Genomic DNA, 23,010 nt, shown 5'->3' on the forward strand with positions numbered 1-23,010 from the left:
AGAAATAATAAAACGTAGATAAATTATCCGCGACTATTTATGAGATGGATGAAAAATTTGGGTGGTTATGGAGTATTAGAAAACTGGGAACCTGGTATATTTTCTTTTAGTGACAAGCATCATATTTTTTGTTGCAAATGCATCATAAATAGGTTAGGTTAGGTATAGGGTGATTTTGTTGTAAATACAATAAAATTATAAGGAGGTAATTATGAAGGGAATTCTTCGTGAAATTGGAATGATTGCAAGGGCATTAGATTCGATCAGTAATATAGAATTTAAAGAACATGACCTTACAAAAGGGCAGTATCTGTACCTTGTGCGAATATGTGAAAACAAGGGAATCATTCAGGAAAAGTTAGCTGAGATAATAAAAGTAGATCGAACAACCACAGCACGTGCTGTGAAAAAATTAGAGATGAACGGCTTTATTAAAAAAAGAGAAGACCAGCATAATAAAAAAATAAAAAAGCTTTTTCCAACTGAGAAAGGAAAAAAAGTTTATCCTTTTATCATAAGAGAAAATGACCATTCCAATAAAGTGGCATTAGGGGGATTTACTGAAGAAGAAGCCGAGACCATTTTTCACCTTCTCCAAAGAGTGAGGAGAAACATAGAAGTTGATTGGGAATTCGTTAAAAAAGGAAACAAAAGAAATTACTGATGATACAAGGAGCGACAGTACAAATGACCATAAGTATAGAAAAGTGTACCCTTGAAGATTCACGCAAACTTCAAGAAATCGGAAAGGAAACATTTAATGAAACATTTAAGCATCAAAATTTGCAGGAGAATATGAATGCCTATCTAGAAAAGGCATTTAACTTAAGACAATTAGAAAAAGAATTGTCCAATATTTCCTCGCAATTCTTTTTTGTTTATTATAATGATGAAATCGCGGGATATTTGAAAATCAATACCAATGATGCGCAGTCAGAAGAGATGGGGAATGAATCACTAGAAATCGAGAGAATTTATGTTAGGAAAAGGTTTCAAAAACATGGGCTTGGTAAATGTCTATTAAACAAAGCCATAGAAATTGCTGTGGAGCATAATAAAAAGACAATCTGGCTAGGCGTATGGGAAAAAAATGAACATGCTATATCTTTTTACAAAAAAACGGGGTTTGTTCAAACAGGAGCCCACTCTTTTTATATGGGCAATGAAGAACAAACGGACCTTATTATGACCAAATCACTTATATAATAGTTTATAGAGGATAACTGAGTATTTCATACGGCTACCAAATCGGGTTTACTGAGGTCATAAACAATGGTAAGTGAAGATCAATATTTGAAACAATGAGGCAAAGTTTTTCAACTGGTAAATGGAAAGGGAAACGTATGAAAGTTTCGTTTTTATTAAGGACATAAGAAGTTCAAAAATGCGGGATTTGGTACCGAATATATAATACTTCAAGTGATGTAATTCAGTTTGATAATATGGATAACCGTTCAATTCGAGGTACAACAGACTTGAATTTTTATTCAATAGTATTAGAGGTCCCCGAAGAAATTGTTTCTATTCACTTTGGTATCCTATTAACTGGTACAGGTAAAGTGTGGGCAGGTGGGTTTAAGTTTTATGAAGTAGATTTATCTGTTTCATTAACCAATATGCTTGAAGGGAATAGGTTATTAGAGCCGCTGAATTTAAGATTTGATGAAGGCTGAGTATTAATGATATAGTAATTGATTTATAATATAGAATCCATTTTGACAAATCTTTTTTCAAAATGGATTCTTTTATTTACCGTAAATACACGAATTTACAAGGGGGTTCTATCAAACTATTTTCAAGCTAGATCTGTATTCGTTTTATACTCTGTTAGAAGGCACCAGATCCTCCACCACCACCACCACCACCAACTCCGCTTCCACCGCCAGAAACACCACCGTTGCTGGTAGAGGCAGAGACAGTTGAATCGGCTTTGTCAAATCGATTGTTCAGAGTGCTTGCGATCAGCATTAACATGACGAGGTCATTTGTTTGCATGCTTGTATCACTAGTAAAAGAAGGTGGCAACCTCTTGCTTAAGTATTCGCTTTTTTTCTGCATCGACTTGTTGCCAGTACCGATCGCATAGATAAATGCCTGCATTTGTTTATCACTCATCCACTCATTCCACTCTTTTTCACTGATCTGGTCATAATTGGAACTGAATTGTTTCCACTGCTGTCTAATTCTTAGCCCTTCCACCGTTCTAGGTTGATAGATAATCGCAAACAGCATAAGGGCTAAACTTAAAACAATGGAGAAAGACATCCACATGAAAAGAGAATGAACACCAAGAATTATACTAAAGGGAATTAGAAAAAGGGCAGCTGCAGCTGTTGTCCAGCGTAAGCCTTTTTGTTTATCGACCAAGTCGTGGTCCACCGTTTCATCTTTTACAGCTTGGACCCATTTGAGAAAATCACTTTGGTAGGTCGAATGATTCTTATCGACTTTAAAATAAGCATCCAGATCTGTTAAGGAGAACACACCATTGTCACCAATTTTATAAAACAGCCAATTGATTAGTATCCTTTCATGTTGATAGTCTGTCTTAGAATCTACGATAATAAAATTACTTTCACCATCTCGTCTCGCATACCCTTTTCTAACAAGGTCCAATAAAGCGGCAGATAGTAATTCACCATTCGGAGACATATTTTTCATATAAAGGATGGTAGCGGGCAAACTCATCTCTTGATTTGGTATTGATAAGAGTGAGGAAGCGCTATGTTCTGCTTCTAACAGTCTGCTGTGCTTTTTCCTCCATGCCACAATAAATAATGCGACTAAATAAATGGTAAAGCCACCTGCAATATAAGGAGAAATTTGGCTTAATAGCTCCTGCTTATTCTCATAAGCAGCTGCTTCTGCTTCCAATCTGGCCTTATCTGCTGCAATATCCTCACGAATCGTTTTATCTTTTAACAAGCTTGCGGCAGGAAATAGAGAAGCATCATAAGCAACCCGTATATCTCCCTTTGACCCACTTTCGATTTCACCCATGGCAAAATGAACGATGCCACCAGAAGTGATTTCCGATGTATTATAAGCTTTATCATAACCTAAGGCTAGTGCTTCTTCCGTTGGTTGAGGCGGATGTACGTAAATTACCATGTTTTGATATGTGGACTCATTTCTGTTGTCAACAAAAGGCCAGTAAAATTGCGCAAGGTCCGTGTATACTTCCACTCCATTTATAATGGTATAAGAAAGGTCGACCTTGACCTCCTCATCTGAACCAGATCGATAGACTTTGTAAAGATTCTCTTCCTGTTCGACAACTAAATTCTTGTTGTTTTCAGATGCATGGAAGTTCATTATTTGTGTCTGCTCTTTTGGAATAAGTGTGCGAGTGATACCGTTAAATTCGCCATCAAATTGATAAGTGTGTTCCTCTGTAACCTGCACATCACCATTCTCTTGTAAGTAAGCATGAATTTCTGTATCTTCAATAGAAAAGTCAACGGCTAAGACATATTGGGGTAATAAAAAAATAGCAAAAACAAAAGCAATCAGTGTCATTGTTTTTTTCATGTATATTAGCTCCTTTCTTAATTACATACAACAAAAGAGCCTAAAAGGTTTCATTTGCTGAACCAGATTTAGCTTTGTTAATGATTTTTGTTAACGTCTATTATTATACTATACAACGGCAGTAAAGATATGGAATAGAAATATTTTTTCTATCTGTTCTACTGTTATTCTTTATCTCTCATTTATTGCTGCTGAATTAGTTCAGCATTATTTCTAAAAAAACTGTATCCAGTCTATCATTAGTTTTCGATGTTCTTAACATTGGAGAGATATTAGTTACTCCACGGTATATCAACTCCTTAGTGTTTTGTTATGGAGAAACCTGCTAAATGCAAAGATGTACAATAAACGAATGTGTCAAGGTATTGAAACGCCAGCCGAATGCCAAGAGAATCAATAATCGGATGCGTGAAGGTATTGAAACGCCAGCTGAATGCCAAGAGGGTCAATAATCGGATGCGTGAAGGTATTGAAACGCTAGCCTAATGCCAAGAGGGTCAATAATCGGATGCGTGAAGGTATTGAAACGCCAGCTGAATGCCAAGAGGGTCAATAATCGGATGCGTGAAGGTATTGAAACGCCAGCTGAATGCCAAGAGGGTCAATAATCGGATGTGTGAAGGTATTGAAACGCTAGCCTAATGCCAAGAGGGTCAATAATCGGATGCGTGAAGGTATTGAAACGCTAGCTGAATGCCAAGAGGTACAATAAACGAATGTGTCAAGGATTGAATAGCCGGCTAAATGTCAAGAGGTACAATAAATGAATGCGTGGAGCTTTCATCCGAATGTTAGCAATTTCAGGTAAATTTTCTGTACTAACAAAATTAACGAATTGATATAATTTTATCCTTACAATAAAGGATATTAAAGCAGATAAGTAGAAGATAATATATAACTCTCAATAGCAGATCGAAGTGAAGGTGCTGCCATGTTATGCTTCACACTCGTCATCTACTGGTTGGTGATCAATTATTATAAGTTATCTAAAATAGGAGTGCGATCACCATATCATTAAATGTTCGCTTTTAAGCTATACGAGAGCTGTTTAATATCTGGTTTAGTTAACTATGTGTGAAATACAGGAGGGATACAAATGGATATTATCAAAGAACTGACAACACTTGAACAATGGCATGCAGTATGGAAACGTTCCATGGATTCACCGATATTACTCTATAAACATAGTACAACATGTATGATTTGCGCCAGAGCCTTTAAGCACCTGAAGGCTTTTCATAAGACAGAAGAAGATAAAATAGACAGTTATATGGTGAATGTTATTGCAAGCAGACCGGTATCTGATGAGATTGCAAAAGATACAAACATTCCTCATAAATCACCCCAGATATTCCTCATCGATAAACAGCAAATTGTCTGGGTCACATCACATTGGAAGATTACTAAACATCAAATAAGGAAAGCAATCCATCAATTATCATACTCAAGCTAGAAAGACTGCTGGTATCGTAATAGAAGTAAGTAGATGTAATGAGTGAACTAGCTGGTACTTATTTAAAATAGGGGATTGTCCCATTCAGGTTACTTGTCCTATATTTGGGACGGGTAGCCCTTTTTTGTATGATAGTTTTTAAAAATCGAAAACTAACGATTTAGCCAAAGGGAGGACGCTTGCTTCTATCTTTGCTGATTTCTATTCACTATTATTTGGTATGACGAAAGAATATAAATGATCAGAATTTTCAATAGTTTGATAAAAAGTGCATAGGCATGGTATAAATATAAAACAAGCAAAGTTATTTTTGCTTTTTATTTTGGGGGCAAATCAGGGTTCTTTCTGATGCCCCGAGTAGTGAGGGATTTAAATGACAGATAATTTTTGGCGTGAATTGCCACGACCGTTTTTTATACTTGCACCAATGGAAGATGTGACAGATGTTGTATTCCGCCATGTAGTGAGTGAAGCAGGTAGACCAGATGTATTCTTTACAGAGTTTACAAACACAGAAAGCTATTGTCATCCAAACGGGCGCCAGAGTGTGCGTGGGCGTCTGACTTTTACAGAAGATGAACAACCGATGGTGGCCCATATATGGGGGGACAAACCCGAATATTTTCGTCAAATGAGTATTGGAATGGCAAAAGAAGGTTTTCGCGGTGTGGACATCAATATGGGCTGTCCTGTTCAGAATGTAGCAGCAAATGGAAAAGGATGCGGTCTTATTCGTCGTCCAGAAGTTGCAGCAGAACTGATACAAGCAGCAAAAGCAGGCGGATTGCCTGTTAGTGTGAAGACAAGACTTGGTTATACAGAAGTAGACGAATGGCATGATTGGCTAACCCACATATTGAAACAAGACATTGTTAATCTTTCCATTCATCTGCGTACAAAAAAGGAAATGAGCAAAGTAGATGCTCATTGGGAACTAATCCCAGAGATTAAGAAACTTCGTGATGAGGTGGCACCAAATACACTTTTGACGATCAATGGAGACATTCCTGACCGCCAGACTGGCTTGGAGCTAGCTGACAAGTACGGTGTTGATGGGATTATGATCGGGCGTGGTATTTTTACTAATCCATTTGCCTTTGAAAAAGAGCCGAAAGAGCACAGCAGTAAGGAATTGCTTGATCTGTTAAGGCTACACTTGGATCTATTTGATAAATATTCAAGATTAGAACCACGTCCTTTCAAACCTCTTCGTCGTTTCTTCAAAATCTATATCCGTGGGTTTCGAGGGGCAAGTGAATTAAGAAACCAATTGATGGAAACAGAATCAACTGATGAAGTACGTTCATTACTTGATAATTTTGAATGAGGAAAGTTGATACGCGTAAAATTAGTGATTTTTCAAATGTTATTAAGGCTATGAATTAGAAAAATTAGCCCTTTGTGTTCTATCATAGAATTAGCCATAATCCTTTAAATTTATAGGATTATGGCTAATTTTTTTAATAGTTATGAAAACCCCTGGCTTTGCCAGGGGTCCCAGTAGCTTTTTAGCGTAGGATAAGAAATTGCCTCATTTCATGGTATAATTAAATTGGTTTCCTGACGACAAAATCTAGTTGGGTATGAATGATTTTCAATTTATTTGTCTTAGAATGAAGCCCTGCAGAACTTTAAAAAATGATAAAATTAAGTGTTCTGTGATATATTTGTTAATATCTAGGTGGAAACTAACAGTGAAAATTTAAATTGTCTTATCATAGAAAGGAGTGGAAAGCAATTAAATATAATGATAAAAAAATAGTCGTGTTTATTGTTCTTATAATATTAAGTTACCTTCCTTTTATTGTTAATTCAATTATTGGTTTTATTCTTGCTGGAACGCTATTTTTTTATAGTACTTTGAAATTATTAAAATTCGCCAATATTAACGGTTTAAAAGATTTGGGACTATATCTTCATAAAAAATGGGGCTATATGCTAGTTAGCGGGATTCTTATAGGATGTTGTTTTAATTATCTAGTATACTTAATAATGTCTAATTTAAATATGATTTCAGTAGAGTCTATTTCTCTTCAAAAAATAGTTCTAATTTTTTTATTTGCTTTTTTTACTGCTGGTTTTACTGCATTTGCGGAAGAGATAATCTTTCGGGGTTATTTAGTAAGTATTCTTAAAGTGCACCTATCATGGAAATGGATAATATTAATTATATGCGTTTTATTTACCATGTACCATATACCACAATGGGGTTTACCACTACCATACTGGATTAGATATTTTATAATGGCAATCGTGTTTACATTACCAGTTATAATTACTAAATCTTTATGGTTCAGTATTGGTGTTCATTTTGGAGGAAACTTTACATATTACATTCTATTAACTGAGTTAGGGTTAGTAGTAACAGAGAAGAATGAGTATATAATAGAAACAATGGGTTGGGTATCAGCAATTGCTGCATTATTATTACTCGGGTTTATATATGTTTTCTTTAAGAAGTTCAAAAGATTTATATAAAGAATCTTATTTATATCTAGAAGATTGGGAATAGCCGATCTTCATTTAACTGGACATCCCGCAAACGGTCTGGGATGAGTAACTGCAGAAAGGGAATGGCTAAACTCGGTCTGGAAACACTATTTCCTAAAGGGCATAAATGGATGCAATATTTTGAAATTACCCTGTTTGAAGTGAATAGAGAATTCTAGATCAGTATTTTGGTACAGAGGAGAAGAAAATGAAGAAGCGAAAGGTCAGAATTTTACTGTTTGATTATGCTGACATTATAGATTTTGCTGAACCTGCTGAGGTTCTATATTAACTGCAAATAATAAAGCTAAACAAGTATTTACCCTTTATAAAAAGCATCTGTTACCAACGAGGCCATTTGAAGTTTTTACTCTATCGGAGACAGGAAAGGAAATAAAAACTCATTGACTTTTGTATTAATGAGGAGTCTGGATTAGATATTTTAATAATTCCGGTTGGTCCATTAAGAGATGAGCAATTTATAGGTAAAAATGAAGATATTGGATTATTAAGCATAAAAGTATTGAATATATATGTTCAGTTTGTACTAAAGCATACATATTGGGTGGAAGTGGCTTGCTGGATGCAAAGAAGTCAGTGAAAATAACGCTGCAGTAATTATGGTCAACATTTATTTTATACATCACACGAGAGAGAATAGATACTATATCTATTCTCTCTCGTTTTTTTATAAATCTTATCATTTCTTTTGTGCCTTTTGACGTTGATGTCGAGTTACTTTACTTCTATTACCGCATATTTTCATGGAACACCATTTGCGTCTTCCGTGTGTGTCAATAAATAATAGGACACAATCCGGATTAGCACATCGGTGTATATAATTTAATTGACCTGATGATACCAATTTTAAGGCATCATATGCAATGAGTGATGTGAGGGCATTTTCCAGTGTCCCCATCGGAACAGCAAGTAACTTATCGTTTATAAATTGATAAGTAAAGGGAGCTTTTTTCATTTGTGATTCCAAATGATTGATCCAATGAGTAGAAAGTTCTGTTCCATCAGCCACTTTTTCATATCCTTCCCGAAGAAATGACCGCAGTTCGATTAAATGAGCTAATACCTTATCCGCCCGTCTTTCTATATTTTCACTAAACTGATCCTGATATAGAGTGTTTTCCCTGAATAAAGTGTCAAACCATGCTAAAACATAGTCAGAGTCTGTTAATAAATCATGTCTTGTGCCATGTCGAACAACTTCTGTGTTAACCAGATCTATAGATATATTTCCTGATATGAGTGGGAATTTAATGTCAGTTGTCATGTAAACCACCTTTATTTTCTTTTAACCCATTATAACATAGTTGACAGGTTAACTAAAATGAGATATATTATTAACCATTAAACAACTAAATAAGAGGTTAGTTTAGGAGGTATATTTATGTTAAAAGCTTTTTTAGGTCCAAAAATAGTGATGGTAACTTTTTTAACGTTGATGGGCGCATTTGGATTGAATTTAACAGCAGGACAGTTCTTCGCTCCGCTAAATGATACGTATGGATGGGATTTAACTATTCTGAGTTTAGCCGTATCACTGAATATGATTACTTGGGGAATTTTCCAGCCAGTCATGGGGAAGATGATTGACCGGTTTGGGCCAAAGCCGGTCATTGCATGGAGTGCAGCTTTAATGGGGAGCGCATTTATCCTTTCTGCAACGATAACGAATCTTTGGCAATTTTTTCTATATTATGGTGTTCTAACTGCTATTGGCTTTGCTGGTTGTGGCTCCATGGCGAATTCTGTACTCGTATCAAGATGGTATGTGAAGAACAGGGCTAAAATGCTTTCTAGAAGTTCAATGGGGATGAACATTGGCCAGCTAATATTGCTTCCATTAACCGGTGCTTTAATTGCTGGTTCAACTTTTCGATTGGCATTTATCTTTTTGGGTGTAATGATGCTCGTTATTGTGGTTCCACTTGTCTTAATTGTAGTAAAGAATAATCCGACAGATGTCGGTCAAATGCCAGATGGAGATCCTTTATCTTCATTTTCTGCAGTGAAAAGTGTTTCATTATCCGAAGCATTAAGGAGTCGTGAGTTTTGGATTGCAACACTAGGATTTGCTACATGCGGGTTTACGTTATATTTAGTAACAATGCACCTTCCCAATTTTGCAGTAGATTTAGGAGGAGGGAAATCCCTTGGTGGCCAATTGTTAGGTATTGCTGCATTGGGAAGTGCTGCTTCAATGTGGATTACAGGGCAATTAACACATGTGACGGGTAAAAAGAATTTACTGATTATTTTGTATCTGGTCAGGTTGCTAGCTTTTATATGGCTTGCTATATTACCAGGGATTTGGCAGCTATTTGTTTTTGCTGCAGTTTATGGGATCGCTTCGATGCCAATTATTCCGCTTGTAACAGGAATCATTAGTGATAAGTTTGGAAGAAATGCCATGGGAAGTATTCTTGGATTAAGTTGGTTCATCCATCAACTATTTGCGGCATTAGGTGTATTTCTGGGTGGCTATCTTCGCACGGTGACAGGTTTCTACGCATCGGCATTTTGGTTAGGTGCAGCATTATTAGTATTTGGTGTCATTCTTACTTTATTAATGAAAGAGCACACGATAACCGCCAATAACAAGAAAGTATTGCAATAAAAACTTATTTGGTTTTATAAATTTAAGTATAGAGAAGGGATGAGTGATGAAATGAGTCATTATCTATTTCAACAATTCACGTTTGCACGTAAGGCAACGATGGAATATGTAAAAGGGTTGAAGGAAAATCAATTAGAAGTTGTACCTGCAGGATCGAATAATCATATCAAATGGAATTTAGGACATGTATACATGGTAACCGAAAATTTTGCTTTCCAACTTACCGGAGAAAAAGCCGATATACCCGATCATTATCCAGAGCTTTTTAACACAGGTACATCTCCGAAAGATTGGTCTAAAAAAACTCCAAGGATAGAAGAATTAATCGTGTTATTAAATAAGCAAATGGTAAGAGTGGAAACGATTTTAGCTGATAAAATAGAGCAACCGATAAAAGAAATATATAACACTTCTACTGGACTGCAAATTAGCAGTGTTGCTGAATGTCTGAGCTTTTGTTTATATCATGAAGGAATGCATTTTGGTGCAATAAAAGGGATTAATCAACGACTACAGATTAAAGATTAAGAAAAAATGAATAATCAAGCTCATTTTTGTATCATTTAAGTTTAAAATGAGCTTTTTTTTCAAGACTATTTATAATATAGATGGATTTAATAAGAATTGTTCCAGTATCTGAGCAAGAAATGGAAAAGACTTAAGATAAATATCATAACAAAAGCTCTTATCAAAGCGAGAATTGTTAATTAAAAGAAACTTTTTTAATACGTAGCCGTAAATAAAGTATGGATAATAATTTTGACTTTAGGGAGGTGTAATGATGGACTACGGCTTACTGATTATTGGTATAGCTCTTTTACTCGTATCCTATTTAGTAGCAGTAAAAAAACAAACATGGTTATTAGCAGGATTCAATGAAAAAAATATTAAAAATAAGGAGTTATTAAGTAAAGTGGCCGGTGGGTTTTTTTTCCTTCCGTTTGGCTTGTTAGTAGTTATAAGCAGCATCATTGAATATCCGTATGAAAACACCGTTCTTATACTTGCGATGCTAGTTTTATTAACAGGTGTGTACTTGTATATCAACCGAAAATTACTTGATTGAAGGGTAATTCAAGTCACGCTATTATAAAGCAGCAATGACTCCTGGTTTATGCTGGGAGTCATTGTTGCTTGAACACAGGACAGAACGTATTATTCGTCTTGAAGGTCTTCTATCAATTTCTTCATTTCATCTATTTCTTTTCGTTGAGCCTTTATAATTTCATCCGCAAGTTCCCGAACTCTCGGATCTTTTATTACTGCACGTTCACTAGTCAATATTGCAATAGAATGATGGGGGATCATTGCTTCCATATAATCGGTATCATCAACAAGAGTTTGGCTGCGTAACAGGAACAGTGAAAGGAAAAACACAACTAAGCTGCTAACCAAAATCCCGATATTAAGTTTACGGTTTTTTAACATATTGCGCATAAAAATTAACATAATTACAGCCATAGTAGCACCCATCATAGTGGCCATATATGCTCTTGTTTCACTGAAAAATACATGATTAAACTGAAAAGTACTTAGATACTTGAAAAGGAACATTATAATGGTAGATGTTAAAACCATTCCTGTAAATTTGAGATACGGCTTCATGTCACACACTCCTTTAGTAGGTTTTTATCACTGGTTGTAATTTTTAACTTATTTGACCCGATACTTATTTTTGCGTTTTTGCTTCATTAAATCCCTCCCATTCTCATAGGCATACTATTTCTATAACCATTAATAGCAAGTTGTAAACAGCCAATGCTGAAAAGTCTCTTCGAAATCGACAGCATCTCCCGTGTTACTGGCAATGCTAGAAATTTTCCGGTCGTTGTGTCGAGTAATTCGGCCGTGAGTTGGTTTAATTCGGTCGTTAGCTAGCGTTTTTCGGTCGTCATTTCACTTATTCCGGTCGTTACGGATAATAATCCGGCCGTTCTAATACTTGTACATTTTAATTGTTGTAATCCAATAAAAATTTAGGCGAAGATTTTATGCAGAAGTTCGCTTTTCAGAAACGGCATTTATCAAGTGAATAGACAAAAATATAAATACTAAAATAAAGCTTTTTACCCCGACTTCACCGGTTGAACTTTGCGAATTGGGATAGCCATGCTATTGAAAATCCCAATACATACTTTGGACTGGACATTATCTGTCTGTTGAGATCAATCAATTATAATGATGGACTGTACGGAATTGATGAGGAGCCGCAATAGGTACCTCAAATGGATTCTTAGCCAATTATTTCATTTGTAAATTTATCCATTAAATAGTGCAAAAGTATGATAAAATGGTACAAAAAGGAGTCTTTGAAAATAGAATTATAGGTAATAATCCTTACCATTATATCTTATAAATCTTTAACCACTTAAACGGACGAAAAAACAGTACCATTTTATCTTAATACATAAAAGAAGGAAGATCACTTATGAGCAAATTGAGCAATTGTCTGCAGATGATTCAGCTTTTAATGGCACGGCCTAAAATGAAAATTAACGATTTAGCTAAGGAACTTGAAGTAAAACCACGTATGATACGAGTCTACCGTGATGAACTGGAAAAAGCAGGGGTTTATATCGAAAGTGAAAGAGGGACTAATGGAGGTTATTCACTTGACAGAAGATCAATTTTGCCAATTAGAAACTTTAATTCAACAGAAGTGCAAGAACTGCAAATCGCGATACAATCCTATTTATCCAGGCAGACAGACAATGAGAGCACGTTGAGTAACGCATTAGAAAAAATAAAAGCGGCCCAGAGGGATCAATCATTAAGCAGTAAACATTTTTATTTTGCCAATGATTATTTAATTAACTCAGAAGTTGGCGATGAATCTGTGTATTATAAAACACTTTATCAAGCCTTTACCAAAAGAAAAAAAGTTGTGATTACATATGAAGCAGCATCTACAAACAAAGTAACGACCAGAACAATTCATCCATATGCATTCGTTGTATATGATGAAAATATTTATTGCGTTAGCTATTGTGAAGACAAAAGAGCATTGCGTACATTCAAGCTTATTCGAATACGTGAAGTCCAAATTATTCAAGAAAACTATTATTTGCCAGATGATTTCGATATCACGGAAGAATTCCCACACTTAGGTTTTATTCGAGAACCTCAAGAAGTAGAGTTAATTATTGAAACACCAATTTCTAATCAAGTAAAAGAATCAATTTATAGTGATGATCAGATTATTGAAGAATTACCTAATAATGCGATTCGTTTCAAAGCGACATTAAATGGAGAACAATCTATTAAAAAGTGGATATTAGGTATGGGAACTAAAGCTAAAGTAATCGGGCCTGAAAGATTAAAGCGTGAAATAAATAAAGAAGTAGAGCAAATGCTGGAATATTATAGACAAACTAATGGGAAAAGCTAACTTATTATAGTGATGCATTTTTTAGTTTTTATTTGAAAATTAAGAAGGAGAAGAAAATAATGAATATCTTCAAAGTACTATCCTCCAATGATGGCTCGATTAATGAGCCTAATGTTAGTTCATTTTTAGCCTATTTACTTGATCCAAGTGAAAATCATGGGTTAGGATCACGATTTTTAGAAAGTTTTTTAACACCAATTGTTCTGGAAAACCCAACAATTTTTGCTGATTTAATTTATCAGAACAGATTGCGGGATTTGTCTAGAAATTCGAGTTATGAAGTAAGAGTGCAAGCAGAATTAAGAGTAATGATAGAAAGACGGAATAAGACAAGAGATATCGATATCGTGATCGAATTATTTGAACAGAGCTTTTCATCTAGTGTGCCGAAATATTCCTTTTGCATTGAAAATAAAATTAAAAATAGCTCTATAGCAAAGGGTGATAAACAGCTATATGAAGAAATTACTGGGTTACATACATACTATGATCGGTTTGATACAAAAGAGAAACCTGCACTATCGTTTATCTTTCTGACAAGTAATTGCAGCAAACTTGCTTCACTGGAGTATGAGGAATTATTAGCTACTTTAGAAGTATCAACCACTATATTTCCTTGTGTTCATATGGTATGGGGGACGGATCAAGATGAGCAGAATACTTACAAAGTGGTTGATCTTTTAACTGCAATTTTAAAGGAAGAATCAGAGGGTAGAATCGAACCGATATATGATTATACAAAACATACCATTAAATCATTTATATCATTTATTTTTTCAGATTTTAGTTCATATAAAGAAGAAAAAGTTATGCACTTGGAGAAAACGAATTACGGGAAACCAGTCATTCAATATATTAAAGACTTTTATGATAGGTCAAAGAATGATGAGGATATATCCCATAAGGAACTAATCAATTGGGTGACAGCCCGCATTAAAGAAATTACAGGAAAAACAATTAAAACAGCTAATTTTGATCGAGCATATATCGTGAATAACCCTAATCGTAAGCACTATGGGATTAATAGTCCATATAAACATGATAAAAACTTATTCTACTATCCAGATGTAACGAATACAACAGTGATACGAAAATTAGATTACAACAATCTTCCAGAAGAGGTGTTTATCTATTGGAAAGATAGGAATAGCCCTGGTGATTTAAGTAGTGCATATCTTACGGACTTGTTTTTTAAAGAGGGTTAAAGTTAGTTTATATAAAGTGTCAGCGCATAGCCTATCCTTCGGGGTGACCACTTATTCATAACCCGTATACAGCTACGGGTTATTTAGTATATGCTTTCTTTCATTTAATACTAAATCTCCCCCTGAAGAGGATATGATCAAAAGAAAAACAATCTGTGAATATTTTTCAGCAAGATTTACTAATTATCGGCAGAAAAGGATATGATAAAATTATAATGAAATCGTTTACACTGTTTCAAATATTCCTTACACAGGGAGGTGACATTTATCATCCATTTTTTCTGAGATTCTAACTGCTGTCCTTGTCACTAAAGCTTATACACTGTATAAGAGGAGGGAACCTTAATGAAATGTAAAAAAGTAATCCACATGTTATTTATGCTCACATTTTTTCCTTGCGCCATATTATTGACTGGAATGGAAATAGGCAATGCTGCAGAGATTGATTCTATACCGAATACCACAAGAACGATTAAGGAATATGACAATAGTTTTCTGTCTGTAACAGGGTATGCTTCTTTAGGGGTTAATGATCGAAGCCAATATATAGGAACCTCGTATTATCGTAAAGTGAAAGCGGAAAGAGAGTTTTTGCAGGCGATCCTGGATGCTGGCAAGGGAGATGTAAAAGTAATTGAAGTAGCGGAAGACTTAGACTTGGGATGGAAAGAGTTGAATTTGGACGATGAAGAGAGAAAGAAGTATCGTTTTATAAGAGAGTACCGGGATCCAGTGAACGGTTTTACTAATCCCAACTTAGCATTATCCGGTGTTTCCCAATTAGACATAAATAATGTAGATGGTTTAACTGTTTTTTCGAAAAAAGGGAAAACAATTAAGCATACAGAAATTAATTTACAAAGATCAACGAACGATATTGTCATAAGGAATCTAAATTTCGATGGAATGTGGCAATGGGATGATACGGGAAGACATAAGGAAGTAGGATGGACTTTTATTAAAATCAATGGGGCTAATAATGTCTGGATTGATCATAGTAAGTTTTCCATTGCCGCGGATGGGTTAATTGATACAGAGAATGGCGGTTCAAACATTACGATTTCCTGGTCCGAATTCGGATTACCAGCTGATAAGAATCCGCCAAAGAACAGTGATATTTATCAATCAATTCAGTTTATGGAAGAAAAATTTGCGGCAAATGAATTGGATTCGAATAGCGTATATTATAATATGCGCAAAGGCGGTGCGACCAAAGAGCAGATCATGGCATATGCGGCATACCATAGTAAAGTTCATTTAACTGGTTCTGGGGATAAGGACTATGTGAATTATGTAAGCAGCAGTGGAACGGATTATAAAGATGGCAATCAGAGAATACGTTTAACTTTAGCCTATAACCGCTATACCAATATAGGGCAAAGAGTTCCGATGATACGACAAGGTACAGGCCATGTATACAACCTTTTCCTTGATAACTCCACACATGAAGATGTTTTAGAAAATGTAAGTGCGATTGCTGAATATGGCCGAGATACATTTTCAAGAGCGCTAAATGCAAGGAATGGTGCATCAATTGCAGCAGATACCTCTGTATTCCATGACATTAATGAACCGATCATCGGTGCGGAAATCCAAGGGTTAGATACAAAAAACATGGACCAGCAATGGGCAGAGCTTTTCCAAAATGCTTATAATAGAAATCTAATTGTGAACTCCTATATTACTAATAAATATGGGACATACACAGGGAGCAGTTGGGATAATAATGGAGAGAATCTTTTTACTAAAGGATTTATTTGGCATGATAAATCTACGATAGGAAATTGGGCATGGTCTTCCCATATAGTGGGAAGTGAAACTATGGATAAAATGAATCCACCATCTGATCCATTTACTTTCGAATATAATTTCGAAGAGAAGCTGCCTTACACGTATAATGTGCTTCCGTTAGACAGTGTTGTGTCAGCAGTTACTGCATATGCTGGGGTAAATAAAGTAAATATGAGCCCAGTACAATGGTTAAAAACAGAAAGTGGTACCAAGAAAGAGAATTGACTTACACTAATACAATAGCGGTCCCGGCATTAGGGAATCGTTAGACATAACCCGCAGTTACTGCGGGTTTTTTAGTAGACGTTTCTAAAAATGATTAAAATTCCCTAAAATAAATTCCGTATTGACCGATAATGTATGTATAGATAATGACAAATATTTATAATAATCTAGTCTTATAGTACCGATAATACAGTCAGGTGGGATCTTTGTGAGTATAGTTTTATTGGCCAAGCAGCCGATTCTGGATTGCAATCAAACAGTATATGGATATGAGTTATTGTATCGCAGTGAAACAGCAACTGAAAAGTGGAATGGTGACTTAGCAACAGTGGAAGTCATGATTAATGCATTTTTAAATATTGGCATTGACCAGCTAGCTGGATCAAATCCGGTTTTTATTAATTTTACTGAAAATTTAATTATCAATGATTTAGCATCACATTTCTCTTCAAGTGATATTGTTATTGAATTATTGGAAGATATTCCGTTGACAACGGAGCTGAAAACTAAGATCAAGTCACTGTCAGATCGTGGATACCGACTGGCATTAGATGACGTTACTCCTCAGTTATTTTGGGAATGGCATGAGGCTGATATGATCAAATATTTAAGGTACATAAAAATAGACTTTCTATCAATACCAGATATCAGGGATCGGAAAAAAATAGCCAGTGTTATTCGATCCATCTATCCACAAATTGTATTATTAGCTGAAAAGGTAGAAACAATAGAGGAATTTAATGAAGCGAGGTATTTGGGGTTCCATCTGTTTCAAGGTTATTTCTATATGAAACCACAGGTTATGAAAGCGTTTGAGGTCCCTTCCTATTATTTAACATATGTGCAATTGATTCAACAAATCGATCAAAAAGACTGTGATTTAACTAACATTGCTAAGACCATTCAAAATGATTTATCTCTATCTTATCAGTTATTAAAATTAATTAATTCACCAACATACCAGCGGAGTGAGCGAATTAATTCTATTGAGCGTGCCGTTGTTTTATTAGGTCAAGAAGAAATTAAAAGATGGTTATATTTACTTGCATTAAGAGAAACCCTGCAGCATGAAAGAACAGAAGGAGTTGATATGCTTGTTAAAAGTTCCTATTATCGGGCAAAAATGTGTGAGTATCTTGCTCAGCAAAAAGTACCGCAACTGGAACAAGAAGCTTTCTTATTAGGCTACTTTTCACAACTTTCTGCTATTTTACGTCAGCCATTGGATCGATTAATGGGTTCTTTATCATTGGATGTACAAATCGAATCGGCTTTAAAAGGAGAGCCAAGTCTTTTAACAGATATTTATCAGCTCGCTGTTTCCTATGAGCAGGTTAATTGGATCAAAATCGATCAGTTAACGGAAAAATTAGACTTGAAGAGAGCAGAGGTTTATCAAGCCTATCGCCAAGCAAATGCTTGGACTTTTGAGCTGCTAGGATAATTTATTTTGAGAGATTGATTGATACCAGGATTCCTATCATCCGTATATTAGACCTCCTTATACGAATATAGGAGGTCTTCGTTTAAAGAGCGTGTACGATCTCCACATATTCAAAAGTCAGTTCATTTTCTATCGCATCTTGATCTGTACCCTCTTTCCTCTATATTGAACTCCCTCAAGAAATACTCCCTGTTATTTACCACTATATCGAATATTTAAGTAAAATTAATATTTGCTTAACAATTTATTGATAAAATTATGTCGAATGATATTTTTCGTTTTATTAGGAGGAAATAAATTGAGCAAATTAAAAAATATGACCTCATCCTTATTTTATAAGTTCTTTTTTTCTTATTTGCTCGTTTTTCTCATTCCCTTTATTATCATTAGTGCAATCTTTTATAATAATTCTGTTAATAGGTTGAAAGAGGAAGTCATTCATTCTAATGTTAGCAAACTGGAAATGGTTAGAGATCTAACTGATTCGCATATAAACCAACTTTCTGAGTTAGCTGCAAAGATATCATTTGATGCCCGCTTAACACCATATATGGTCTCGAATCCATATTCAGATAAGGTAGCCATTGAAGAACTGCAAAGGTATCATATTAGCAGCTCCATTGCAGAAAGTTTGCTTATTCATTATCGTACGGGTGATCAGGTATATACAACCAGCGGGATAGGTACTGTTGACAACTACATAAATAATGTCTATCCGTTTAAGGAAGAGGAGAAACAAACTTTTACCAACACATTGTATCACGGGGGTGAACCTGTGATTCAGCCAATTACATTATCTACTAACAAAGAAAAACAGAATAAATTAATTGCATATACCTTCCCGATACCAGTCGACAATCCATATCCTTTAGGAACAGTGACATTCATGGTCAAGGAAAAAACAATAAAAAGCTTAATCAATCATTTGTTAGGTGAATTTGACGGGAGTGTTTATATCTTCGCAGATGATAATACTTTGCTCACTTCGATTAACAATGGAGAAAATATCAACGCTGACACTATCATTGGTATGTCAGATTCTTCAGAAGTAATCAGCAAGAATATAAACGGAAGTGATTATTCGCTTATCTCTATGCAATCGGAAGTAAATGGCTGGAAGTATATTACGGCAATGCCTACTGCCCAGTTTTATGGAAGTATAGCAGACCTTCGCACATCTATTATTCTGATCGTGACACTGATTGCTGTTGTTGGGCTAAGCTTTGCTATTTATTTGTCGATTAAGCAGTATAGACCAATTCATAGTCTATTCCAATATTTAAAGACCAAGCATCCTGTACAGAATAACCATTTTAATAGAGAAGATGAGCTGGGCCGGATACGATTCACTTTTGATTCTTTAATGGAGAACAGTGAGAAATTACAGGAAAAAGTAAACATTCAACAGCCATTTGTCAGAGATCAGTTATTAATGAATATTCTGAAAGGGGAAGCAGATAGCAAAGATAAGTTATTTCATGATCTAGATATTATCTTAGACGATAACGCTTTCTATGTCTTAATTGTCTCATTTGGTAAAAAGCAAAGTAAGGAAAAAAATGCTGTTCATAAGGATCAGTTGATTCCATTGTTGCAAAAGGTGAGTACTCCTTATGGGACAGGTTACGGTGTTGAATTGATTCATGATAATGGTATTGGAATGATTGTGAATCTCGGCAGCTCCGAAGAAACGCTAGAGAAAATGCAACAACATTTTTTAAAGCGGTTAAAGGAGCATATTTGTGAACATACCCAGCTTTCACCAACAATAGGTGTTGGCAAGATATATAATGATTTAAGTCTTGTCAATCGTTCCTTTATTGAAGCATCGGCTGCAGTAGATTTTCCTGTCGGTATAAAGCATAAAGTTATTTATTTTGATGACATAAGTGAAATGGGGGAAAGCAAAGCTTGGTATCCAATTAATGAACAAGCCAAGTTTATCCAGAGTCTGAAGCAAGGTGACGAGAAGGTTGCTCATGAGACACTGGATAAAATGGTTCTAAGCATAAGTGAGAAGAAGATGTCGATCTATTTATTGAAATGTATGTGTTATGACATTATTAATCTTATTATTAAAACAGTTTATGAAATGAAATTGGACTTATCAATCAAGGCTGTCAACGAACTGGCAGATTTTCATTCTATCCAGCAGTTAGAAGAGAATGTCAAGTTCCTAATCAAAGGGATCTGCCAAGAAGTTAATGCGAGAAAAGATAATCAAAATATGATTCTTCGGGAGAAATTATTAGAGTATATTCATCTACAGTATACTTCTCATAACTTAAGTTTAGAAAATGCTGCAGAGAAATTACACGTATCCGTATCCTTTTTAAGCCGGTTCATGAAAGAAGAGACAGGGTTTACTTTTACCCAATATGTTTGGAACCTTAGAATGGGAGAGGTAAAACGTCAGTTAACAGAAACAAACCTTTCGATAAAGGAAATTGTTCTGAACATTGGTTATTTAGATGTAGCGAATTTTATTCGGAAGTTTAAGAATACAGAAGGCGTAACACCTGGCCAGTATCGTAAGCAAATTGCCGGAAAAAATTAAGTGAACAAGTCAAATGGAAAACCACATGTCATTTTAGAACATGTGGTTTTTTATCATGATACCGCTAATTGAATATGTCGATTTTATTATATTATCCCAGTTAGTAATAAACGGAATAGCCGTCATTCCCGTATGTGAAAGTGGTACCGATATGTCGATCTTCTACGAGCCTGTTAACTATGCTGGTAATACAGTGAAAATACGCCATTTCACTCGAAAAAAATGACATATATACTCCTATTTCAGCTATGTGTTACATTTTGTTTGTGGCAAAGACCACGACAACATTATAAGCGAAGGGAGGGAAAACAATTTGACTACCATATTACTAATTGGTGCTGGTGTAATGGGAACAACTCATATAAATGCCTATCAAAAGATGGATCATGCAGAAGTTGTAGGAGTTGTAGATATAAATCGTAACAAGGCGGAAGCTATTGCAACAAATGGAGAACCAATCTTTACGTCAATAGAAGATGCAATAGAGGAAATCTTCCAAATTGATCTTATCGATATTTGTTTGCCGACAGATTTACATCTTACATATGTAAAAAAAGCCTCTAATTACACCAAACATATTATTTGTGAAAAACCGTTAGGCAGAAATGTAGAAGAGGCAAAAGAAATTATTCAGTTTTGTGAACAGGAAAAGATTAACCTCTTTGTTGGACACGTTGTTCGCTTCTTTCCAGAATACCAGCTTGCCAAAAAATTATTGGATACATCAAAAATTGGTAAACCTGGTGTTGTCCGAATGTCTCGAACTAGTGCTTTTCCGGCATGGGAGAATTGGTATGGAGATGCCGGGAAAAGTGGTGGATTAATTTTAGATTTAATTATCCATGATTTTGATTACTTACGATGGTGCTTCGGTGAGGTAGTGCGGGTGTATGCCAAAGGATTTGCCAACCAAAAACTTCCCGATAAGGCCTATGCGTTAATAACATTACGATTTAAGAATGGAGTCATTGCCCATGTGGAAGGCAGCTGGACACATCATCATTTTGCAACTAAATTTGAAATGGCCGGCAGTAATGGAATTATATCTTATAATAGTGATCAAACAAAATCGTTAAGTATTTTTGCAAATGATGAATCTTCATCCGGGCGTAGCGTGATTCATAAAAGTCGATTAAATAGAAACCCGCATCATAAAGAACTCGAACACTTTATTGATTGTGTGGAAACAAATAAGCAACCATTAATAACACCTGAGGATGCAATGAAAGCTATTGAAATTTCGATGGCAGCCATCCGTTCGATGGAAACAGGACAACCTGTTACGCTTAATGAATGAAGGAGAGATAAATGTGAAAATTGGTGTAATCAGCTTTGCCCATATGCATGCGTACAGCTATGCTAAGGTCTTCCGGCAAATGAAGGATGTGGAAATCACAGCAGTTACCGATGAGGATGAAGCAAGAGGTAAACATGCTGCCGGCAACTTTGATGCAGTATTTTATACATCTTATGAAGAATTGCTTGAACAGAATATCGATGCTGTAATTGTTACATCAGAAAACATTAACCATTGTAAACATGTCATTGCAGCGGCTAAGGCGAAGAAACATGTACTTGTGGAAAAGCCAATGGCCACAACCATAGAGGATGCAGAGAAAATGATTCGAGCTTGTAAGGAAAACGGTGTCCTGTTACAAGTAGCATATCCAGTCAGATTTAACACATCGATTATGCAAGCAAAAGAGCAAATCGATAATGGCATGATTGGTGATATTCTTGCAATAAATGCTACCAATCGCGGCAAAAACCCTGGCGGCTGGTTTGTTGTTCCAGAGAAATCAGGTGGTGGTGCTGTGATGGACCATACTGTACATGTAGTAGATGTTATCCGTTGGTTTATGAATAGTGAGGTTCAAGAAGTTTATGCTGAAATTGATCAGCTTTTCCATGATCAACCAATCGATGATGCAGGTCTGCTCACGCTATCCTTTACGAATGGAGTTTTTGCAACTCTTGACTGCAGTTGGTCAAAGAATAAAAACTTCCCGTCAGGTGCTGATGTCACGCTTGAAATAATAGGAACAAAGGGTATCCTTTCCGTTGATGCATTTAAACAAGTTCTGCAAGTATCTACAGTTCAGGACGGAGAGCAGCAATTCGGTTGGGGAGACAGTATGAATGAGAGCTTGATCAGAGATTTTATTCGAAATATTTCAGAAGAGAAAGAGCCAGTAACTTCAGGTTATGACGGTTTAAAGACAGTAGAAGTAATATTAGCCGCATATGAATCTGCTAAAAAGGTCCAACCAATGTCTATCGGATAAATTTTAAAA

General features: G+C 35.5%; 21 protein-coding genes. 18 read left to right on the forward strand and 3 right to left on the reverse strand.

Features of this window, described 5'->3' with window-relative positions:
* Positions 1-211: 211 nt before the first annotated feature.
* From ACFOY7_RS13545 to ACFOY7_RS13555, 3 genes are all read left to right on the forward strand, one after another.
* Complete coding sequence (locus ACFOY7_RS13545) at positions 212-664, forward strand: MarR family winged helix-turn-helix transcriptional regulator (protein WP_390252630.1); 453 nt, start codon at positions 212-214, stop codon at positions 662-664.
* Positions 665-687: 23 nt separating this feature from the next.
* On the forward strand, positions 688-1,206 hold the full coding sequence (gene paiA / locus ACFOY7_RS13550) for a spermidine/spermine N(1)-acetyltransferase (RefSeq protein WP_390252631.1): 519 nt from the start codon (positions 688-690) through the stop codon (positions 1,204-1,206).
* 236 nt (positions 1,207-1,442) lie between these two features.
* On the forward strand, positions 1,443-1,673 hold the full coding sequence (locus tag ACFOY7_RS13555; RefSeq protein WP_390252632.1) for a hypothetical protein: 231 nt from the start codon (positions 1,443-1,445) through the stop codon (positions 1,671-1,673).
* 154 nt (positions 1,674-1,827) lie between these two features.
* On the opposite strand, the gene ACFOY7_RS13560 is transcribed toward ACFOY7_RS13555, so the two are convergent.
* Complete coding sequence (locus tag ACFOY7_RS13560; RefSeq protein ID WP_390252633.1) at positions 1,828-3,531, reverse strand: DUF2207 domain-containing protein; 1,704 nt, start codon at positions 3,529-3,531, stop codon at positions 1,828-1,830.
* Positions 3,532-3,860: 329 nt separating this feature from the next.
* On the opposite strand from ACFOY7_RS13560, the gene ACFOY7_RS13565 reads away from it, so the two are divergent.
* The 4 genes from ACFOY7_RS13565 to ACFOY7_RS13580 all read left to right on the forward strand — a co-directional run bounded on the left by ACFOY7_RS13565 (position 3,861) and on the right by ACFOY7_RS13580 (position 7,462).
* Complete coding sequence (locus ACFOY7_RS13565; protein WP_390252634.1) at positions 3,861-3,983, forward strand: hypothetical protein; 123 nt, start codon at positions 3,861-3,863, stop codon at positions 3,981-3,983.
* A gap of 644 nt (positions 3,984-4,627) precedes the next feature.
* Complete coding sequence (ytxJ, locus tag ACFOY7_RS13570; protein WP_390252635.1) at positions 4,628-4,984, forward strand: bacillithiol system redox-active protein YtxJ; 357 nt, start codon at positions 4,628-4,630, stop codon at positions 4,982-4,984.
* A 373-nt stretch (positions 4,985-5,357) separates the two neighbouring features.
* Positions 5,358-6,311, forward strand: coding sequence for a tRNA dihydrouridine synthase (locus tag ACFOY7_RS13575; protein ID WP_390252636.1), 954 nt, complete (start codon positions 5,358-5,360; stop codon positions 6,309-6,311).
* A gap of 665 nt (positions 6,312-6,976) precedes the next feature.
* Positions 6,977-7,462 (forward strand): CPBP family intramembrane glutamic endopeptidase, encoded by a 486-nt coding sequence (locus ACFOY7_RS13580; protein ID WP_390252637.1) that lies wholly within the window; start codon positions 6,977-6,979, stop codon positions 7,460-7,462.
* Between the two features lie 712 nt (positions 7,463-8,174).
* On the opposite strand, the gene ACFOY7_RS13585 is transcribed toward ACFOY7_RS13580, so the two are convergent.
* Positions 8,175-8,759, reverse strand: a complete 585-nt coding sequence (locus ACFOY7_RS13585; protein ID WP_390252638.1) for a CGNR zinc finger domain-containing protein — start codon at positions 8,757-8,759, stop codon at positions 8,175-8,177.
* 117 nt (positions 8,760-8,876) lie between these two features.
* On the opposite strand from ACFOY7_RS13585, the gene ACFOY7_RS13590 reads away from it, so the two are divergent.
* From ACFOY7_RS13590 to ACFOY7_RS13600, 3 genes are all read left to right on the forward strand, one after another.
* Positions 8,877-10,106, forward strand: a complete 1,230-nt coding sequence (locus ACFOY7_RS13590) for an MFS transporter (RefSeq protein WP_390252639.1) — start codon at positions 8,877-8,879, stop codon at positions 10,104-10,106.
* A gap of 51 nt (positions 10,107-10,157) precedes the next feature.
* Positions 10,158-10,634, forward strand: coding sequence for a DinB family protein (locus tag ACFOY7_RS13595; protein WP_390252640.1), 477 nt, complete (start codon positions 10,158-10,160; stop codon positions 10,632-10,634).
* 253 nt (positions 10,635-10,887) lie between these two features.
* A complete protein-coding gene (locus tag ACFOY7_RS13600; protein WP_390252641.1) occupies positions 10,888-11,172 on the forward strand; it encodes a DUF3784 domain-containing protein in 285 nt (94 codons plus the stop codon).
* Positions 11,173-11,261: 89 nt separating this feature from the next.
* Here ACFOY7_RS13600 and ACFOY7_RS13605 read toward each other — a convergent pair whose 3' ends face one another.
* Positions 11,262-11,711 (reverse strand): DUF305 domain-containing protein, encoded by a 450-nt coding sequence (locus tag ACFOY7_RS13605; protein ID WP_390252642.1) that lies wholly within the window; start codon positions 11,709-11,711, stop codon positions 11,262-11,264.
* Between the two features lie 823 nt (positions 11,712-12,534).
* Here ACFOY7_RS13605 and ACFOY7_RS13610 point away from each other — a divergent pair.
* The 8 genes from ACFOY7_RS13610 (at position 12,535) to ACFOY7_RS13645 (ending at position 23,001) form a co-directional block, all read left to right on the forward strand.
* Positions 12,535-13,494 carry a helix-turn-helix transcriptional regulator gene (locus ACFOY7_RS13610; protein WP_390252643.1) on the forward strand — a complete coding sequence of 320 codons (960 nt, stop codon included), beginning with the start codon at positions 12,535-12,537 and terminating at the stop codon, positions 13,492-13,494.
* A gap of 59 nt (positions 13,495-13,553) precedes the next feature.
* On the forward strand, positions 13,554-14,699 hold the full coding sequence (locus ACFOY7_RS13615; RefSeq protein ID WP_390252644.1) for a PD-(D/E)XK nuclease family protein: 1,146 nt from the start codon (positions 13,554-13,556) through the stop codon (positions 14,697-14,699).
* A gap of 345 nt (positions 14,700-15,044) precedes the next feature.
* A complete protein-coding gene (locus ACFOY7_RS13620; RefSeq protein ID WP_390252645.1) occupies positions 15,045-16,715 on the forward strand; it encodes a pectate lyase family protein in 1,671 nt (556 codons plus the stop codon).
* Between the two features lie 208 nt (positions 16,716-16,923).
* A complete protein-coding gene (locus tag ACFOY7_RS13625) occupies positions 16,924-18,159 on the forward strand; it encodes an EAL and HDOD domain-containing protein (RefSeq protein WP_390252646.1) in 1,236 nt (411 codons plus the stop codon).
* A gap of 298 nt (positions 18,160-18,457) precedes the next feature.
* A complete protein-coding gene (locus ACFOY7_RS13630) occupies positions 18,458-20,716 on the forward strand; it encodes a helix-turn-helix domain-containing protein (protein ID WP_390252647.1) in 2,259 nt (752 codons plus the stop codon).
* A gap of 55 nt (positions 20,717-20,771) precedes the next feature.
* Positions 20,772-20,942, forward strand: a complete 171-nt coding sequence (locus ACFOY7_RS13635; protein WP_390252648.1) for a hypothetical protein — start codon at positions 20,772-20,774, stop codon at positions 20,940-20,942.
* A gap of 87 nt (positions 20,943-21,029) precedes the next feature.
* Complete coding sequence (locus ACFOY7_RS13640; RefSeq protein ID WP_390252649.1) at positions 21,030-22,013, forward strand: Gfo/Idh/MocA family protein; 984 nt, start codon at positions 21,030-21,032, stop codon at positions 22,011-22,013.
* 13 nt (positions 22,014-22,026) lie between these two features.
* Complete coding sequence (locus ACFOY7_RS13645) at positions 22,027-23,001, forward strand: Gfo/Idh/MocA family protein (protein ID WP_390254101.1); 975 nt, start codon at positions 22,027-22,029, stop codon at positions 22,999-23,001.
* Positions 23,002-23,010 lie beyond the last annotated feature (9 nt).

The organism is Gracilibacillus xinjiangensis, assembly GCF_042651765.1.
Lineage (GTDB): Bacteria > Bacillota > Bacilli > Bacillales > Amphibacillaceae > Gracilibacillus > Gracilibacillus xinjiangensis.

Coding starts and splice junctions, on each gene's coding strand:
- ACFOY7_RS13545 (WP_390252630.1), top strand. CDS start 212: ATGAAGGGAATTCTTCGTGAAATTGGAATGATTGCAAGGGCATTAGAT.
- paiA (WP_390252631.1), top strand. CDS start 688: ATGACCATAAGTATAGAAAAGTGTACCCTTGAAGATTCACGCAAACTT.
- ACFOY7_RS13555 (WP_390252632.1), top strand. CDS start 1,443: ATGGATAACCGTTCAATTCGAGGTACAACAGACTTGAATTTTTATTCA.
- ACFOY7_RS13560 (WP_390252633.1), bottom strand. CDS start 3,531: ATGAAAAAAACAATGACACTGATTGCTTTTGTTTTTGCTATTTTTTTA.
- ACFOY7_RS13565 (WP_390252634.1), top strand. CDS start 3,861: ATGCAAAGATGTACAATAAACGAATGTGTCAAGGTATTGAAACGCCAG.
- ytxJ (WP_390252635.1), top strand. CDS start 4,628: ATGGATATTATCAAAGAACTGACAACACTTGAACAATGGCATGCAGTA.
- ACFOY7_RS13575 (WP_390252636.1), top strand. CDS start 5,358: ATGACAGATAATTTTTGGCGTGAATTGCCACGACCGTTTTTTATACTT.
- ACFOY7_RS13580 (WP_390252637.1), top strand. CDS start 6,977: ATGTCTAATTTAAATATGATTTCAGTAGAGTCTATTTCTCTTCAAAAA.
- ACFOY7_RS13585 (WP_390252638.1), bottom strand. CDS start 8,759: ATGACAACTGACATTAAATTCCCACTCATATCAGGAAATATATCTATA.
- ACFOY7_RS13590 (WP_390252639.1), top strand. CDS start 8,877: ATGTTAAAAGCTTTTTTAGGTCCAAAAATAGTGATGGTAACTTTTTTA.
- ACFOY7_RS13595 (WP_390252640.1), top strand. CDS start 10,158: ATGAGTCATTATCTATTTCAACAATTCACGTTTGCACGTAAGGCAACG.
- ACFOY7_RS13600 (WP_390252641.1), top strand. CDS start 10,888: ATGGACTACGGCTTACTGATTATTGGTATAGCTCTTTTACTCGTATCC.
- ACFOY7_RS13605 (WP_390252642.1), bottom strand. CDS start 11,711: ATGAAGCCGTATCTCAAATTTACAGGAATGGTTTTAACATCTACCATT.
- ACFOY7_RS13610 (WP_390252643.1), top strand. CDS start 12,535: ATGAGCAAATTGAGCAATTGTCTGCAGATGATTCAGCTTTTAATGGCA.
- ACFOY7_RS13615 (WP_390252644.1), top strand. CDS start 13,554: ATGAATATCTTCAAAGTACTATCCTCCAATGATGGCTCGATTAATGAG.
- ACFOY7_RS13620 (WP_390252645.1), top strand. CDS start 15,045: ATGAAATGTAAAAAAGTAATCCACATGTTATTTATGCTCACATTTTTT.
- ACFOY7_RS13635 (WP_390252648.1), top strand. CDS start 20,772: ATGATACCGCTAATTGAATATGTCGATTTTATTATATTATCCCAGTTA.